The following is a 15,267-nucleotide window of genomic DNA, read 5'->3' as shown; positions in this document are numbered from 1 at the left end:
CCAGGGTACCGGCGACGGCCCCCGCGCCGAGGGCCTCGCGCGGTCCGATCAGGCCGGGGTCACCCTCAGCCAGACGAACTGCAGCGGCGCGAGACGGAAGCCCTCGCGCAGGTCGACCGCGATCTCGGTGACCAGGTCGACCGCCTCCGCGGCGAACCCGCCGAACCGCTCGGCCGCGACCTCCTGGACCTCGTCCGACACGTTCGCGAGCACGAGCACCGACTCCCCGTCGCCGGGGCGCTGGTAGCCGAGCACGTGGTCGTTGACCGGGTCGAAGACGCTCAGCTCGGTGCCCGCGAACATCGGCACGGCCTTGCGCACGGCGATGAGGTGCAGCAGCCCGCCGAAGACCTCGCTCGCGGCCGTCCCCGGGACCTCGCGCTCGTCGTAGCGCTCCGCGGGGCGGCGGGGCCGGTTCACCCAGCGCGAGTCGCCGGCCGTCGTCGGGTCGTCGAGGTAGCCGTGGTCGTTGAGCTGGCCGACCTCGTCGCCGAGGTAGAGCAGCGGCAGCCCGCCGGTGCTCAGGGCGATCGAGTGCGCGAGCAGCACGCGGTCGATCCCGTAGGCGTCGCCCGCCTCCACTCCGGCGAGGGACGCGGTGGTGCCCGAGACGCGGCGGTCGCCGGTGCGCGGGTTCTCCTGGAACGGCACTCCGCGGGCGAAGGTGCCGTCGAACCGGTCCGTGTAGAAGTCGTTGAGGAAGCGGCGGTGGCCGGCCGCGTCGATCCCGAGCTCGGCGGCGTCCTCGTCGGCGAAGGTCCAGCCGATGTCGTCGTGCCCGCGCACGTAGTTGACCCAGGCCGTGCCCTCGGGGAGGGCGTGCCGGCGCTCGAGGGCCTGCGAGAGGAGACGGACGTCGCGGGTGGCGAGCGCCTCCCAGGTGAGCGCCATCTGCAGCGGGTTGTACGAGAGCTGGCACTCCTCGACGTCGATGTACTCGATCACCTCGTCGGGGTGCACGATCGCCTCGGACTTGAACAGCAGCGCCGGAGCGGCCAGGCGGCAGACCTCGTTGAACGCGCGCAGCAGCAGGTGCGCCTGCGGCTGCGACTCGCAGGTGGTGCCGAGCTCCTTCCAGATGAACGCGACCGCGTCCATCCGCAGGGCGTCGACGCCCTGATTGGCGAGGAAGAGCATCTCTCCCGCCATCGCCCGGAACACCTCGGGGTTGGAGTAGTTGAGGTCCCACTGGTAGCGGTGGAACGTGGCCCAGACCCAGCGCCCGTCCTCCAGCTGAACGAAGGAGCCGGGATGGTCGTCCGGGAAGATCTCGCGCGTCGTGCGCTCGAAGGCGTCGGGCTGCTCCCGGTCCGGGTAGATCCAGTAGTAGTCCTCGAAGCGCTGCTCGCCGGCGAGCGCGCGCTGCGCCCACTCGTGCTCGTTCGAGGTGTGGTTGAAGACGAAGTCGACCACGAGTGCGATGCCCTGCTCGCGCAGCTCGGAGGCCAGCCCGCGGAGCTGCTCCATGTCGCCGAGGTCCGGTCGCACGCGCCGGTAGCTCGAGACCGCGTAGCCCCCGTCCGACTCGCCCTCGGGCGCATCGAAGAGCGGCATCAGGTGCAGGTAGTTCAGGCCGATCTCGCGGAGGTACGGGATCTCGGCGCGCAGCCCCTCGAGGTCGCCCGCGTAGCGGTCGACGTAGCAGACCCCGCCCAGAGCCTTGTTCGAGAGGAACCAGGTCGGGTGCTGCTCGCGGGCGCGGTCGAGCGCGCGGAGCTCCTCGGGCCGCTCCTCCCAGGAGGCGGCGGCGAGCTCGACGATCGCGACCAGCTGGTCCTCTAGGTCGTCGCGGCCGGCGTACACCGTGGCGAGCAGATCGACCAGGCGCGGGAGGTGCTCGTCGAGGCGGCCGGAGAACTCGTCGTCGACGGCGCCGAGGCGCTCGCGGACCGCCGTCAGGAGGTCCGGTCCGGCAGGGGTCGCCTCCGCCTCGGCGCGCTCGGGCGGGGAGAGCTGGGTCGAATCGAACACCGTCGTCCTTTCGGGGGCCCCGGCGGGGGCGGATTCCCCGATGCTAGACGATCGGCGGACGCCCGGCGAACGCCATCCGGAGCACCGTGCGGGCCGAGAGGACGCGCCGACCGCCCGGATCCGAGCGCCATCCCTCCCGCCAGCCGGCGAACCAGGCGCGCAGGGCGGCCGGGTCGCGCCGCCAGCGGAGGCACTGGATCGCGGTCCAGGACCCCACGTAGACGAGCGCCAGAGGTGCGGCGAGGTTGCGGCGGGCGAGCCAGACGCGGTTGCGCGCGTTCAGCCGGTAGTAGTCGGCGTGCCGGGTCGGCTGGATGACCGGGTGCTGGGCGACGAGCTCTCCCGCGTACCAGGCGGTGCGGCCCGTGTCCCAGACCCGCCAGGCCAGCTCGATGCCCTCGTGGGCGTAGAAGAACGGACCCGCCCAGCCGCCCGTCCGGGCGAACACGTCGCGCCGCAGCACGACCGCTCCCTCCCAGACCGAGAAGACGGGGCCGGAGCGGCGGGGGTCGCCCTTGAGGATCCGCGGGATCCAGCGCCGCGGGCTCGGCGTGCCGTCCGTGCTGTCGACGCGGGGCTGCACCAGGCCGATGCGGCGGTTCGAGGCGAGCAGCGCGATCGCGTCGACGAGGAAGCGGGGAGACGGGATCCGGGCGTCGTCGTCGAGGAAGAAGAGGTACTCCCCCGCGACGGCGTCGACTCCGGCGTTCCGGCCCGCGGGGATGCCGAGGTTCTCGGGCAGCGCCAGGGCGCGCACTCCCTCGGGCAGGCCGTCGGGCTCCCAGCCGTTGCCGACGCAGACGACGTCCAGCTCGACGCCCTCCTGCGCGAGGACGCCGGCCAGCCCCGCGGCGAGGTCGTCGGGCCGGGTCCCCTGCGTCAGGACGACGACGCCGACCCTCGGCTCAGGAGCGGACACGCTTGGACGCCATGATCGCGACGAAGTGGCCGACCAGGGCGAGGAGGGCGAGCGGCAGCAGCGCCCCGACGAGGACCCGGTCGGCCGTGCCCGCTCCGACGACGAGGCCCACGAGGGCGGTCGCGAAGGCCAGCATCGTCAGCTCGACGGAGTGGTAGAGGCGGTGGAAGGGCAGGAAGCGGGCCGCGCGGCGAAGCCCCGCCAGCCCGGACGAGGACGGCACAGCCTCACCCTTCGTGTCGGCCAGCTTCGTGAGACCGGCGTTCGCGCGCGCCACGTGCACCATGTCGTTGAGCGCCTTGTTGAGGACGATCACCAGGGCCAGGGCGAAGCCGATCGTGGTCCAGAGGAAGTCCGCCGGCGCCTCGAACGGGACGCCCGCCGCTCGCAGCCCGAGCGCGATCGGGATCAGCGCCTCGGTCGTGTAGTGCCCGACCTTGTCGAGGAACACGCCCGCCGGCGAGGACGTGCGGCGCCAGCGCGCGACCTCGCCGTCGCAGCAGTCCACCAGCATCTGCAGCTGGCCGAGGAGCAGCGCCAGCGCCGCTCCGGCGATCCCCGGGATCAGGAGGGCTGCCGCCGCGCTCCAGCCGACCAGGATCATCAGCCCGGTGACGCCGTTCGCCGAGATCGAGGTCTTCAGCAGCAGCCAGGTCAGGTAGGGCGAGAAGCGGCGCAGGTAGAGCGACGCCGTCCAGTGCTCGGCGTTGCGGCGCCCGCGCACCTCCGGGGGCTGCGCGACGGCGCGCAGCTCGGCGATGGAGCGGGGTCTCGTCGTCGTGGTCATGCGCCCCTCGGCGAGTCGGACCGCGGCTGGTGGCGGTGGGCGGAGATGTTGCTGGTCAGCCCGGCGAAGCCGAGCACGAAGCCGGTCCCCCAGGCCACGTGGACCGCCGGGATGACCACGGCGAACCACAGCATCGCACGCGCGCCGTCCGGCCGCGCGACCACGAGAGTGGCCGCCGCCACCAGGAGGAGGTAGGCGGCGGGCACCGCGAACCCCAGCAGGAGCCAGGGCGCGGCTCCGACGAGCGCCTGGACGACTCCCGCCAGCCCGACGAGCAGCCCGATCGCGAGCATCGCGACGAGCACGGGCGGAGCGAAGTAGCGCAGCGACCGCGAGGCCGGGAACATCCGGGTGAGCTCGCCGCGCCACATCCCGGTCGAGAGGAACTGCCGGAGCAGCGCGCGCATCGAGGGCCGCGGCCGGTAGGTGACGGTGAGGCGCGGAGTGAACCAGACGACCTCGCCGCGCTCGCGCAGCCGCCGGTTCAGCTCCCAGTCCTGCCCGCGCTTGAAGCGCTCGTCGAACAGGCCGGCGCGCTCGAGGGCGGAGCGGCGGAAGACGCCGAGGTACACCGTGTCGGCCGGGCCCTCCTCGCCTCCCACGTGGTGGGGCGTGCCGCCCAGGCCGATGCGGGAGCCGTACGCCCGGGCGACCGCGCGCTGGAACGGGGTGAGGCCCTCCGCCGCCATCACTCCGCCGACGTTCGCCGCTCCGGAGCGCTGCAGCGCCTCGACCGCCGTGCGCGCGTACTCGGGCGGCAGGACGGAGTGCGCGTCGACCCGGACGACGACCGGGTGGCGCGAGGCGCGGATCGCGGCGTTGAGGCCCGCAGGAGTGGAGCCGACCTCGTTCGGCACGACGCGGATCCGCGGGTCGGCCGCGCTCAGCTCGGCGACGAGCTGCTCCGTGCCGTCGATGCTCGGGGCGACGGCGAGGACGACGTCGAAGGGGCCGGTGTAGTCCTGATGCAGCAGCGAGTCGACCGCGGCGCGCACGTGGGCGACCTCGTTGAGGACGGGCATGACGTAGGAGACGCCGGGCAGGTCGGAGAGGTCGTCTTCCGGGATCTCGTGCTGCATGGGTCCAGTTCGTGCGGGAGGAGCGCGGGCGCAGGGATCCACCACCCTACCAGCGGGGAGCACCGCGCCCCGGGCCGGGCCCGGACGCGGAAAAGCCCCCCGGGGACGGATCCTCGAGGGGCTGTGCGCGGCGGCGGAGGGTCAGCCGGCGGCCATCTGGCCGAGCGTCGCCTTCGCCTGGTAGCTCTGGCCGTTGCGGACGTAGGTCAGCTCGACCGCGGCGTTCGCGGCCTGCGCGCGGACCTGCGCGGTGAGGTCGGACGCGCTCGTGATCGGAGTGCTGTCGATCGCGGTGATGATGTCGCCCTTGGCGAGACCGGCCGCCTGCGCGGCACCGCCTCCGGAGACCTCCTCGATGCGGGCGCCGAGGACGTCCGCGGTCGAGTCGGAGACGCTCGCGCCGAGCAGGCCGTGCGAGGCGGAGCCGTTCGCGATGATCTCCTTCGCGATGCGCTCGGCGATCGCGCTGGGGATCGCGAATCCGACTCCGATGTTGCCGGACTGGCCGCTCGAGGAGGACTGGCCGGCGCTCGCGATCGCGACGTTCACGCCGATCAGCTCGCCGTCGCTGTCGAGCAGCGCGCCGCCGGAGTTGCCCGGGTTGATCGCCGCGTCGGTCTGGATGACGGGCAGCGAGATGGTGCTCTTCGCCTGGGTCGGCGCCTGCTGGCCCGGGATGTCGAAGTTGAACGGGCTCTCGGTGCCGCCGCTCGAGCTGTCGCCCGAGTCGTCCGGAGCCGCCGAGGAGGCGACCTGGATGCTGCGGTTGAGCGCGCTGACGATGCCGTCGGTCACGGTTCCGGAGAGGCCGAGCGGGGCGCCGATGGCGACCGCCGTGTCGCCGACGTTGATCTTGGTGGAGTCCGCGAACGTCATCGGGCTGAGGTCGGTCGCGCCGGTCAGCTTGATGACGGCGAGGTCGAGGGTCGGGTCGGTGCCGACGACGGTCGCGTCGAAGATCCGGCCGTCGCTGGTCGTGACCGAGACGGTGCCGTTCGCGATCTCGCCGTCGAGGGTGACCACGTGGGTGTTGGTCAGGACGTAGCCGTCCTTCGAGAGCACGATGCCGGAGCCGGTGCCGGCGGACGAGCTGCCGCTCACCGCGATGGTGACGACGCTCGGAGTGGCCTTGGCGGCGACCGCGGTGGCGGTCGTGGCGTCCTCGGCGTTGTTGACCGTGATCGTCTGCGAGCCGCCGGCGGAGACCACGCGGGTCCCGCCGCCGTTGGAGGCGGACCAGAGGCCGAACACGCCCGCTCCCGCGACTCCGCCCACGACCGCGCCGATGGCGAGCGCCGCGACGACGCCCACTCCGGCTCGGCGCTTCGTGGCGGTGGGGGCGGGGGTGTACTCGGCGCCCGGGCCGAAGGGGCTCGAGGAGGGCGGCTCCTCGGAGCCGTGCAGGGTGTTCGCCGCGGGCGGCGCGTACTGCCCGTAGCGGGCCGGCTGGGAGACGGGCTGCGCCTCGTTGCCGGCCGTCGCGTTCGGCGTGTACGGCGGCTGGGTGGCCGAGGAGGAGGGGTAGCGGACGGTCGGGTTCTCGCTCTCGCGGTGCGCTCCGCCCCGGTGGATCGGCTCGGTGGGCCCGGTGGTCGAGGACGACTCTCCGGAGCTCTCGCCGGGGGTGCGCTCGGTCGCCTCTCGGGCGCCGGACTCCGTCGGCGTGGTGGGTTCCTCCGGCTGACGAGGACCCTCGTGACTCTCGGTCATGGGTGCTGCTCCTTCCAAGCGGGGATAGCTTGGCGATCGTACCTGGGGGTTTCTTATGACGGGCCTGCGAGCGGGAAATGAAACCGGCCGGACTGCTCGAGCGGGCACACTGGGCACGTGAGCATTCCCGGATCCTGGTCGCGCGCCGCGGCGGGCGCCGGCCTCCTCGGCCCCTGTGGCGAGGTCGCCGCCACCGTCTTCAGCGAGATGAGCGCGCTCGCCCTGCGCACCGGAGCGGTGAACCTCGGCCAGGGCTTCCCGGACGAGGACGGCCCGCGCGAGATCCTCGACGCCGCGCGCGACGCCATCGCGTCCGGGCTCAACCAGTACCCGCCGGGTCCCGGCTTCCCCGTCCTGCGCGAGGCGATCGCCGCGCACCGGCTGCGCTTCTCCGGGATCTCTCTCGACCCCGACGGCGAGGTCCTCGTCACCACGGGCGCCACCGAGGCCCTGGCCGCGGCTCTGCTGGCCCTCCTCGAGCCGGGCGACGAGGTCGTCACCTTCACGCCCCACTACGACGCCTACGGAGCCCTGATCGCCCTCGCCGGAGGGGTGCATCGCACCGTGCTCCTGCGCGGCCCCTCCTTCGCGGTCGACCACGACGAGCTGACCGCCGCAGTGAGCGACCGCACGCGCGTCATCCTGGTGAACGACCCGCACAACCCGACCGGTGCCGTCCTCCCGGCCGAGACCCGCGAGCTGATCGTGCGGCTCGCCGAGCGGCACGACGCCGTGATCCTGACGGACGAGGTCTACGAGCACCTGCGCTTCGACACCCCGCACGTCCCGCTGGCCTCCCTTCCCGGAGCCTTCGAGCGGACGCTCTCCGTCTCCTCGGCGGGCAAGACCTTCAGCACCACGGGCTGGAAGATCGGCTGGGTCACGGGCCCGCGCGAGCTGATCACGGCCGTCCTCGCCGTGAAGCAGTTCCTCACCTACGTCAGCGGCTCGCCGTTCCAGGGGGCCGTCGCCCTCGGGCTCGGGCTCCCGGACGCCTTCTTCACCGGCGCGGCGCAGACTCTTGCGGCCAAGAAGGACCTGCTGTCGGCGGGCCTGGCTGCTGCGGGCTTCGGCGTCGCGCCCTCCTCGGGCGGCTACTTCGTCGTCGCGGACGCGGCACCGCTCGGCTACGACGACGGGGTCGCGCTCTGCCGGGCGCTCCCGGATCTCGCGGGAGTGGTGGCGGTGCCCGTGTCGGCGTTCTGCCGCCCCGAGGACGCCGCTCCCTACCGCTCGCTCGTCCGCTTCGCCTTCTGCAAGCGGTTCGAGGTGCTGGAGACCGCGGTCGCGGGCCTCGCCCGCATGGCGCGCTGAGGAGCCGGCCTCAGCGGATGCGGTCGGATGCCCGGCGCCGTCGGGCCGGGGGCGGCGGTCAGAGCGGCAGCACCCGGAAGCGCCGCAGCGCCAGAGCGGGGTTCTTCGCGCGCGCCGCGTCGATCCGCTCGCGCGAGACCCAGGCGACGGCGACGTCCTCGACCTCGCCGAGGGTGACGGTCTCGACGCCCATCGGATCGACGATCATGCTCGTGCCGACCCCGATCGGCGGGGTCTGGTCGGCTGCGACGAGGTACACCGTGTTCTCGAGCGCGCGGGCGGTGACCAGCGTCCGCCAGTGCGCCTCCTTGAGCGGGCCGCGCACCCACTCGGCCGGTGCCGCGATGACGTCGACCCCGGCGTCGACCAGCCAGCGGCTGACCTCCGGGAAGCGCAGGTCGTAGCAGGTCTGCAGCCCGACGACGAGGCCGCCGACCTCGAACGTCTCGGGTGCGGCGATCTCCCCCGCGGCGACCCACTCCGACTCGGTCTGACCGAAGGCGTCGTACAGGTGGAGCTTGCGGTAGCGGGCCACGAGCGCGCCCTCGGGGTCGAGCGCGACGAGCGTGTTCGCGATGCGGCGTCCGTCCACCGCCTCGACCATGCCTGCCACGAGATGGATCCGGAGCTCGCGCGCGAGGGCCGCGAGAGCCGTGACGAACGGGCCGTCCAGCGCCTCGCCCGCCGCGACCAGCTCGGGCCCGAGCGGATCGGTGAAGGCGGAGCTGTACTCCGGCAGCACCACCATGCTCGCGCCGCGCTCGGCGGCGATCCGGGCCAGGCGCTCGATCGTCGCGATGTTCGCCTCCCGGTCCGTCGAGGGGGCGAACTGCGCCACGGCCATGCCGACGGCGCCGGTCATCAGCTCGGCGGGTAGAGGAAGAGGGCGACCTGGGAGGCCGGGATGGTGCGCTTGTGGTACGCGTGGTCGTTGCCCCAGTTGTACTCCTCGAGCGAGACCGTGCCGTCGGAGTTGACGGCCTGCACGTACGCGACGTGGTTGCCGGTGAACCAGGCGACCGCGCCGGGGACGGGCGTGCTGCTGGTCACCCAGCCGTGGGAGGCCCACTGGCCGGCCCACGCGTAGGCGCTGCCCCCGCCCGGGGTCATGTTGCCCCAGGTCCACTTGAAGGGTGCGCTCGTCGAGCCCTGGTCGCGGTTGATCCGCCAGGCGACGAAGTCGACGCACTCGCGGTAGTAGTACCGCAGCGGCGAGAGGCCGCCGCCCTGGTCGTCGGTGAGCTGGTCGCGCCAGGGGTAGTCGTCGCCCTCCTCGCGGGGCGTGACCGAGGTGCTGGTGCCGCCGCTGCCCGCGGCGGCGCCGTCCGCGCCGGTCGTGCCTGCCGCGGCCTGCGCCTCCTGGGCGAGGCGGGCGGTCTCGGCGTCGCGGGCGGCCTGCTCGGCGACGGCGAGCGCGCGCGCCTGGGCGGCCGCCTCGTCGAGCTGGGCCTGGGTCGGTGCGGTGAAGGAGTCGCGGATGACCTGCTCCTGGACCGCGGTCGCCGCGACGGTGAGCTTCTGGTTACCGAGCGCCTGCACGCGGGCGGCGGCCTCGACGGCGGCCTGCGAATCGGGTGCCGGGTCGAAGGAGTAGGCGGGGAGCGCGGAGACCGCCACGAGGCCCGCGATGGCGGCGAGGGCGACCGTGCTGACGGTCGCGCGGAAGACACGGCCCCGGCGGCGCCGCACGGGGCGGACGGGCGTGAGGACCGGAGTGGCGACGCGTGCCGCGGGCAGCGCGTGCGGCGCCTGCCGCGGGCTCCGCCGGGTCGGGCGGCCGCCGAGCCCCTCGTTCGAGCCGTCGTCTCCGCGTTCGTCCCTCACAGCAGCACCCCTCGCATCGGGGTCGAGCCTAACGTGCGGGCCGGTCCGGCACACGCGTCGGCGCGGAGCGTCGGGAGGCCGGTCCGCGGATGCGGGTCGCGCGAGACCGGCTCGCGGTCGGCGGCGCCGCGGGCGGATCCGACGGTGACGCGGACGGGCGACCGGAGTAGCGTCCGGAGCGGAGCGGGCGCGACGGTGCGGCCGCGGGACGGAGGACGGCGATGATCCGGAGCGAGAGGGCCTTCAGCGGCTTCAGCGTGGACGACGTGGAGGCGGCGCGGGCCTTCTACGGCGGAGTGCTGGGGCTCGAGGTCGAGCTGAACGCGATGGGGATCCTCGACATCCGGCTGCCGGGCGGAGGCCGCGCGATCGCGTACCCGAAGCCGGACCACGAGCCGGCGTCGTTCACGATCCTGAACTTCTCGGTGGAGGACATCGACGCGGCGGTCGCCGAGCTGCACGCGGCAGGCGTCACCACGGCGATCTACGACGACCCGTCGCTGCCGACCGATGCGGACGGAGTGATGCGCGGCCACGGGCCGACTATCTGCTGGTTCCGCGATCCGGCGGGCAACGTGCTGAGCGTGATCGAGGGCGACTGAGGTCTCGGCCCGCGCACTGTCAGCCGCGGGGAGCACGTCCGCGACCGGTGTTAACGACGAAAGCCGGCCCTTCTCCGGACCGGCTTTCGCTTTCTTGTTGCGGGGGCAGGATTTGAACCTACGACCTCTGGGTTATGAGCCCAGCGAGCTACCGAACTGCTCCACCCCGCGGCACAAGAAGAGACGTTACACGCGTTCCGGCGCCGATGCAAATCGACGCGGCGGTGGGAGCGGGCTCCGGTCTCAGGCGGGCTTGGCGGCGCGCAGCACGACGCTCTCGTCCACGCTCAGCCCGACCGCCGTCAGGGCGGCGGCGAGCTCGGACGAGGTGCGCGACCAGGTGCGGACGTCGGCGCCGACGGGAGCGGACGACGACGGGGCGACGAGCACCGCTCCGCCGGGGGCGACGAACCACTCCACCAGCCGCGCCCACTCCTCCAGGTCGGGGAGCCACGAGACGACGCCGGCGCTGCAGAGCACGACGTCGAACGAGTCGGGCTCCGGCAGCATGTGCCGCAGCTCGTAGAGGTTCGCGCAGACGAAGCGGGCGGAGCCGGCGAGGTCCCTGTCCGCGGCGGCGGCGCGTGCTCGGCGCACCGCGGGCATCGAGAAGTCGACGCCCACCACGCGGGCGCCGCGCTCGGCGAGCTCGAGCGCGTCGAGCCCGTCGCCCGAGCCGAGCTGGAGGATCCTCGGCCCGGGGTCGAGGAGCGCCGCGGTGACGAGCTCCGGGTGGAGCGCACCCTCGCCGGTGCGCTCCTCCCAGTACGTGCGGTTCAGCTCGAGCCACTCCCCCGAGCGGAGGTGCTCGCCGCGGTCGACCTGCACCATGCGGGCTACTGGCCGCCCTCGGCCTGCAGCGCCCGCGAGAGCGCCTCGGTCAGCTGCTCGTCCGCCGCCGCGAAGGCGGTGAGGTCGCCCGCCTTGAGGGCGTTCTCGCGAGCCGTGAGTGCGTCCCGCGCGTCGTTCAGCGCCTGCTGCAGCGCCGTCTGGTCGCCCGTGGCCGGCGTGGAGCCGGTGCCGCCGGTCGTGCCGCCCGCGTCGCCTCCGGTGTCGCCGCCCGAGGTGCCGGTGCCGGCGTCCGGAGTCGTCGGCGTGCCGGTGTCGCCCGCGTCGGCTCCCGAGTCGCCGCCGAAGAGGCTGTCGAGGGCCGCGTCGAGGGTGTCCTCGAAGGCGATGTCGTCACCGAACGCGACCAGCACCTTCTGCAGGAGCGGGAAGCTCGTGTCTCCGTTGGAGCGCACGTAGATCGGCTGGACGTAGAGCAGGCCGCCGCCGACCGGCAGCGTGAGCAGGTTGCCCCTCGTGACGGTGGTGTCGCCGCGGGAGAGGATGTTCAGCTCGTTCGCGACCGTCGGGTCGGTGGTGAACGCGTTCTGCACCTGGCCGGGGCCGGGCACCGTGTCGTCCTTCGGCAGCTCGAGCAGGCGGAGCGTGCCGTAGCCGTCGGCCACGGAGCCCGCCGTCGAGCCGGCGTCGGAGTCGGCCACGAGGTAGCCGGTCAGCACGTTGCGGCTGGCCTGCGCGCCCTGGACGCTCGCCGGGATGTACGTCGAGTAGAGCGAGTACGACGGCACGTCCTGATCCGGCGTCTGCAGCGTCAGGTAGTACGGAGGCTGCAGGCTGGTGCCGGTCGCGGCGGCCGTGGTCGCGGCTCCGCTCGTCGGGTCGTTCGGCGTCGCCCAGGCGTCCTCGCGGGAGTAGAAGGAGCCCGCGTCGGTGACGTGGTAGGTGCCGAGGACCGCGCGCTGGACCTTGAAGAGGTCCTCCGGGTACCGGACGTGGCTGAGCAGCTCGCCCGACATGTCGCTCACGGGCTTCACCGTGGTCGGGAAGATCTTCTGCCAGGTCTGCAGGATCGGGTCCTCGGTGTCCCACGCGTAGAGCGTGACGCTGCCGTCGTACGCGTCGACGGTCGCCTTCACCGAGTTGCGGATGTAGTTGACGTCGTCGGTCGGGAACTGCTGCTGCGTGTTCGTGTCGGCGATCGCCTGCGAGAGGCTCTGCACCTCCGAGTACGGGTAGTCGGCCGAGGTGGTGTACCCGTCGACGACCCACTTCACGCGGCCGTCGACGACGGTCGGGTAGGCGTCGGAGTCGAGCTTGAGGTACGGCGCGACCTTCTGGACGCGCTGCACGGGATCGCGGTCGTAGAGGATCTGCGAGTCGTCGTTCACGCCGTCCGAGAGGAAGATCTGCTCGGACTGGAACTTGATCGCGTAGACGAGCTTCTTGAAGACGTTGTCGAGAGCGGGGCCGCCCTCGCCGTCGAAGGTCGTGTAGGTCTGCTGCGCGCCGTCGGTGCCCGAGGGGTAGTCGAGCTCGATGTCGCGCGAGTCGTTGCCGCCCACGATCGAGTACGGCGGGGAGTTCTCGCCGAAGTAGATCCGCGGCTCGTAGTCGCCGAGGTCGCCCGTCGTCGGGACACCGGACTCGATGAACACCGGCTCTCCGTCGGCCGAGCGCTGGTTGCCGTACGCGGCGACCAGGCCGTAGCCGTGGGTGTAGACCAGCGTCTGGTTGTACCAGGTCTGGTTGGTGCCGAGGCCGTTGAGGTTCAGCTCGCGGACGCCGACCACGGCGTCCTGCGTCGATCCGTCGATGGAGTAGCGGTCGACGTCGAGCGCGTTCTGCGTGTCGCCGAACTTGTAGTACTGGCGGAACTGCTGCAGCTGCGAGAACGCGTCGGTGACGACGGCGGGGTCGAGGATGCGGATGTTCGCGGTGGTCTCGGCGTCCGAGCGCAGGGCGCCCGGCTCCGCGTCGGTGGTCGCGTCGTAGGGGATGACGTCGACGTCGCTGACGCCGTAGGCCTGGCGCGTCATATCGATGTTGTTCTGGATGAAGGGCTGCTCGAGCGTGCGCTCGTTGGGCTCGACCTGGAACTTCTGCACGATCCACGGGTAGAGGGAGCCGACGAGCAGGCTCGACACGATCAGCAGCGCGGTGCCGATGACCGGGAAGCGCCAGCGGCCGATGAAGGCGGTGACGACGAAGAGGATCGCGACCAGCGCCGCGATGCCGGCCAGGATCTGCAGGCCCGGGATCGTCGCGTTGACGGTGGAGTAGGTGGCGCCGGTGATGCGGGGCCCCTGCTGCGCGAGCGTCGCGTACTGGTCGAGCCAGAGGCTGACCGCCTGCACGGCGAGGTAGAGGGCGGCGATGACCGCCAGCTGGATGCGCGAGGCCTTCGAGATGCGGATCTCGCGGCCGTTCACCCGGATCGCTCCGTAGAGGTAGCCGGTGGCGAGGGTCGCGAACGCCGAGATCAGCAGGACGGCCGACGCGAAGCCGACGATGCTCTGGTAGAAGGGCAGCTCGAAGAGGTAGAACGACGTGTCGAGGCCGAACTGCGGATCCGTGGTGCCCGAGGGCGTGCGGTTCCAGAAGGTGAGGCTCGTCTGCCAGCGGGTGGCGGAGGAGACGCCGGCGAAGAGGCCGAGCACCGCGGGGATCCCGAAGGTGGCCAGGCGCCGCAGCGGCTCCACGACCTGCTGGTAGCGGTCGATCTGCGAGTTGAGCTTCGCGTAGACCGGCCGGAGGCGGTAAGCCAGCATCAGGCTGATGAACACCGGCACCGCCATGGCGACGAAGCCGATGACGAAGAGACCGCCCGCCGCCGCCCACTGCGTCGTGAGCACGGAGAGGAAGCCGAGCTGGTCGTACCAGAGGATGTCGGTGTACAGACCGGCGAAGACGAAGAACGCCACCACCAGGACGGCCACCACCACGACAGTGACGGCGAGGACGCTCCGTCTCTTCCGCGGCGGGGTTTCGGTTGCTGTGGAACTCACGTGAGGGCCTCTTGCTGTCGAGATGTGAGGGGAGGCCACCCATGCTATGCGACGGCTGTCCGGCTCACCTGGGCGTCGACCCGGGGTCGGCGGGCGGGATCAGTCGAGGGGAGCGGCGGTGCTGCAGTCCGGCAGCCCGGAGGTGTCGCCCGCGGCGATGCCCTTCAGTGCGGCGAGGGCGTCGTCGAGGGTCGAGACCGCGAGCACGTCGAGCCCGTCGGGGACGTGGCCGACGACCTCGTTGCAGTTGGTCGCGGGGGCGAGGAAGTACTCGGCTCCGGCGCCCTCCGCCCCGTAGAGCTTCTGGCGGATCCCGCCGATGGCGCCGACCTCGCCGGCCGCGTCGATCGTGCCGGTCCCGGCGACGCTCCGCCCGCCGTTGAGCTCGCCCTCGGTGAGCTTGTCGATGATCCCGAGGGCGAACATCATGCCCGCGCTCGGCCCGCCCACGTCGTCCAGCTGGATGTCGACCTCGAACGGGAAGTCGAAGGCCGCTCCGGGGAGGACGCCGATGACGGCGGCGCCGTTCGAGTCGCGCGGCGTGACCTCCACCTCCTGCCGGACGCCCTCGCGCTCGATGCTGACCTGCACCGGGGAGCCGGTGCCGAGGGTCTGCAGGGTCGCGCGCAGGGCGGTCGCGTCGGCGACGGGGGTGCCCGCGACCGCGAGGATCTCGTCCCCCGCCTCCAGGACGCCCTCGGCCGGGGAACCCTCGGGCACCTGCACGACCGAGACGCGCTGCTCGACGGGGTAGCCGAGCTCGGTGAGCGCGGCGGCGATCGCCTCCTGCTGGGAGTCGGTCATCTCGGCCTGGTTCGCCTCGTCGCGCTCCTCGACCGTGGAGGAGGGAGGGAAGATCGCGTCGACCGGGACGACCGCCTTGGTCCTGTCGAACCAGGCGCTCGCGACCTCGACCCAGGTGGGCAGGCTCTGCGGGTTGCCGACGACCGACACGGTGAGCATGTCGAGCGTGCCGGCCGTGGGATAGGTGGTGCGGTCCGGGATCGAGATGAGGGGCACGTCCTTGCTGCTGCCCAGGGTGTCGAACACGGGGCCGGGCTGCTCGATCACGTAGGGGGCGGGCGCGACGCCCAGACCGACCACGACGGCGACACCCGAGAGGAGGACGACCGGTCCGACCCACGGGCGGCGCGGGGAGGAGGAGGGGCGCGGGTCGTCGGAGAACAGCGACACGGGGGCCTTTCTGGCAACGGGTGGAGCGGCTCCGCCGGGATGTTCGCGGCGGGCGGAAGCGGGCTGGGCCCGA

Annotated in this window: 12 protein-coding genes and 1 tRNA gene; 2 read left to right on the top strand and 11 right to left on the bottom strand. The window is 72.6% G+C overall.

Going from position 1 to position 15,267, the window contains the following annotated elements; genetic code table 11:
• Nucleotides 1-48 precede the first annotated feature (48 nt).
• The 5 genes from C5B95_RS06120 to C5B95_RS06100 all read right to left on the bottom strand — a co-directional run bounded on the left by C5B95_RS06120 (nt 49) and on the right by C5B95_RS06100 (nt 6,466).
• A complete protein-coding gene (locus C5B95_RS06120) occupies nt 49-1,899 on the bottom strand; it encodes an amylosucrase (protein ID WP_104328584.1) in 1,851 nt (616 codons plus the stop codon).
• Nucleotides 1,900-2,014: 115 nt separating this feature from the next.
• Complete coding sequence (locus tag C5B95_RS06115) at nt 2,015-2,890, bottom strand: glycosyltransferase family 2 protein (RefSeq protein WP_104308142.1); 876 nt, start codon at nt 2,888-2,890, stop codon at nt 2,015-2,017.
• On the bottom strand, nt 2,877-3,677 hold the full coding sequence (locus C5B95_RS06110) for a CDP-alcohol phosphatidyltransferase family protein (protein WP_104223579.1): 801 nt from the start codon (nt 3,675-3,677) through the stop codon (nt 2,877-2,879). Before C5B95_RS06110 ends, C5B95_RS06115 begins: the two co-directional genes overlap by 14 nt.
• Entirely contained in the window at nt 3,674-4,756 is a 1,083-nt protein-coding gene (locus C5B95_RS06105) for a glycosyltransferase family 2 protein (RefSeq protein ID WP_181068005.1), read from the bottom strand. The genes C5B95_RS06110 and C5B95_RS06105 overlap by 4 nt, the downstream gene beginning before the upstream one ends.
• Before the next feature lie 141 nt (nt 4,757-4,897).
• Nucleotides 4,898-6,466 (bottom strand): S1C family serine protease, encoded by a 1,569-nt coding sequence (locus tag C5B95_RS06100; RefSeq protein WP_104348708.1) that lies wholly within the window; start codon nt 6,464-6,466, stop codon nt 4,898-4,900.
• Between the two features lie 117 nt (nt 6,467-6,583).
• Between C5B95_RS06100 and C5B95_RS06095 the strand changes: the two genes are divergently transcribed.
• Nucleotides 6,584-7,780, top strand: coding sequence for an aminotransferase class I/II-fold pyridoxal phosphate-dependent enzyme (locus tag C5B95_RS06095; protein WP_104233187.1), 1,197 nt, complete (start codon nt 6,584-6,586; stop codon nt 7,778-7,780).
• 58 nt (nt 7,781-7,838) lie between these two features.
• On the opposite strand, the gene C5B95_RS06090 is transcribed toward C5B95_RS06095, so the two are convergent.
• Together C5B95_RS06090 and C5B95_RS06085 are read right to left on the bottom strand one after the other, a co-directional pair.
• Complete coding sequence (locus tag C5B95_RS06090; RefSeq protein ID WP_104257272.1) at nt 7,839-8,642, bottom strand: carbon-nitrogen hydrolase family protein; 804 nt, start codon at nt 8,640-8,642, stop codon at nt 7,839-7,841.
• A complete protein-coding gene (locus tag C5B95_RS06085; protein ID WP_104348707.1) occupies nt 8,642-9,604 on the bottom strand; it encodes a CHAP domain-containing protein in 963 nt (320 codons plus the stop codon). The genes C5B95_RS06090 and C5B95_RS06085 overlap by 1 nt, the downstream gene beginning before the upstream one ends.
• Before the next feature lie 221 nt (nt 9,605-9,825).
• Here C5B95_RS06085 and C5B95_RS06080 point away from each other — a divergent pair, with 221 nt between their 5' ends.
• Nucleotides 9,826-10,206, top strand: coding sequence for a VOC family protein (locus C5B95_RS06080; protein WP_104348706.1), 381 nt, complete (start codon nt 9,826-9,828; stop codon nt 10,204-10,206).
• Between the two features lie 97 nt (nt 10,207-10,303).
• Here C5B95_RS06080 and C5B95_RS06075 read toward each other — a convergent pair.
• The 4 genes from C5B95_RS06075 to C5B95_RS06060 all read right to left on the bottom strand — a co-directional run bounded on the left by C5B95_RS06075 (nt 10,304) and on the right by C5B95_RS06060 (nt 15,194).
• Nucleotides 10,304-10,377, bottom strand: a tRNA-Met gene (locus C5B95_RS06075).
• A 72-nt stretch (nt 10,378-10,449) separates the two neighbouring features.
• Nucleotides 10,450-11,037: a bifunctional 2-polyprenyl-6-hydroxyphenol methylase/3-demethylubiquinol 3-O-methyltransferase UbiG gene (locus C5B95_RS06070; RefSeq protein WP_104348705.1), complete on the bottom strand. Its 588-nt coding sequence runs from the start codon at nt 11,035-11,037 to the stop codon at nt 10,450-10,452.
• 5 nt (nt 11,038-11,042) lie between these two features.
• Entirely contained in the window at nt 11,043-14,000 is a 2,958-nt protein-coding gene (locus tag C5B95_RS06065) for a UPF0182 family protein (RefSeq protein WP_181027225.1), read from the bottom strand.
• 99 nt (nt 14,001-14,099) lie between these two features.
• On the bottom strand, nt 14,100-15,194 hold the full coding sequence (locus tag C5B95_RS06060) for a PDZ domain-containing protein (protein WP_104233183.1): 1,095 nt from the start codon (nt 15,192-15,194) through the stop codon (nt 14,100-14,102).
• Nucleotides 15,195-15,267: the final 73 nt, after the last annotated feature.

The sequence above is a fragment of the Rathayibacter sp. AY1A7 genome (assembly GCF_002930845.1).
Classification (GTDB): domain Bacteria; phylum Actinomycetota; class Actinomycetes; order Actinomycetales; family Microbacteriaceae; genus Rathayibacter.
Note: the sequence above shows the minus strand (reverse complement) of the source record. Positions and strands in the feature narration are given on the sequence as shown.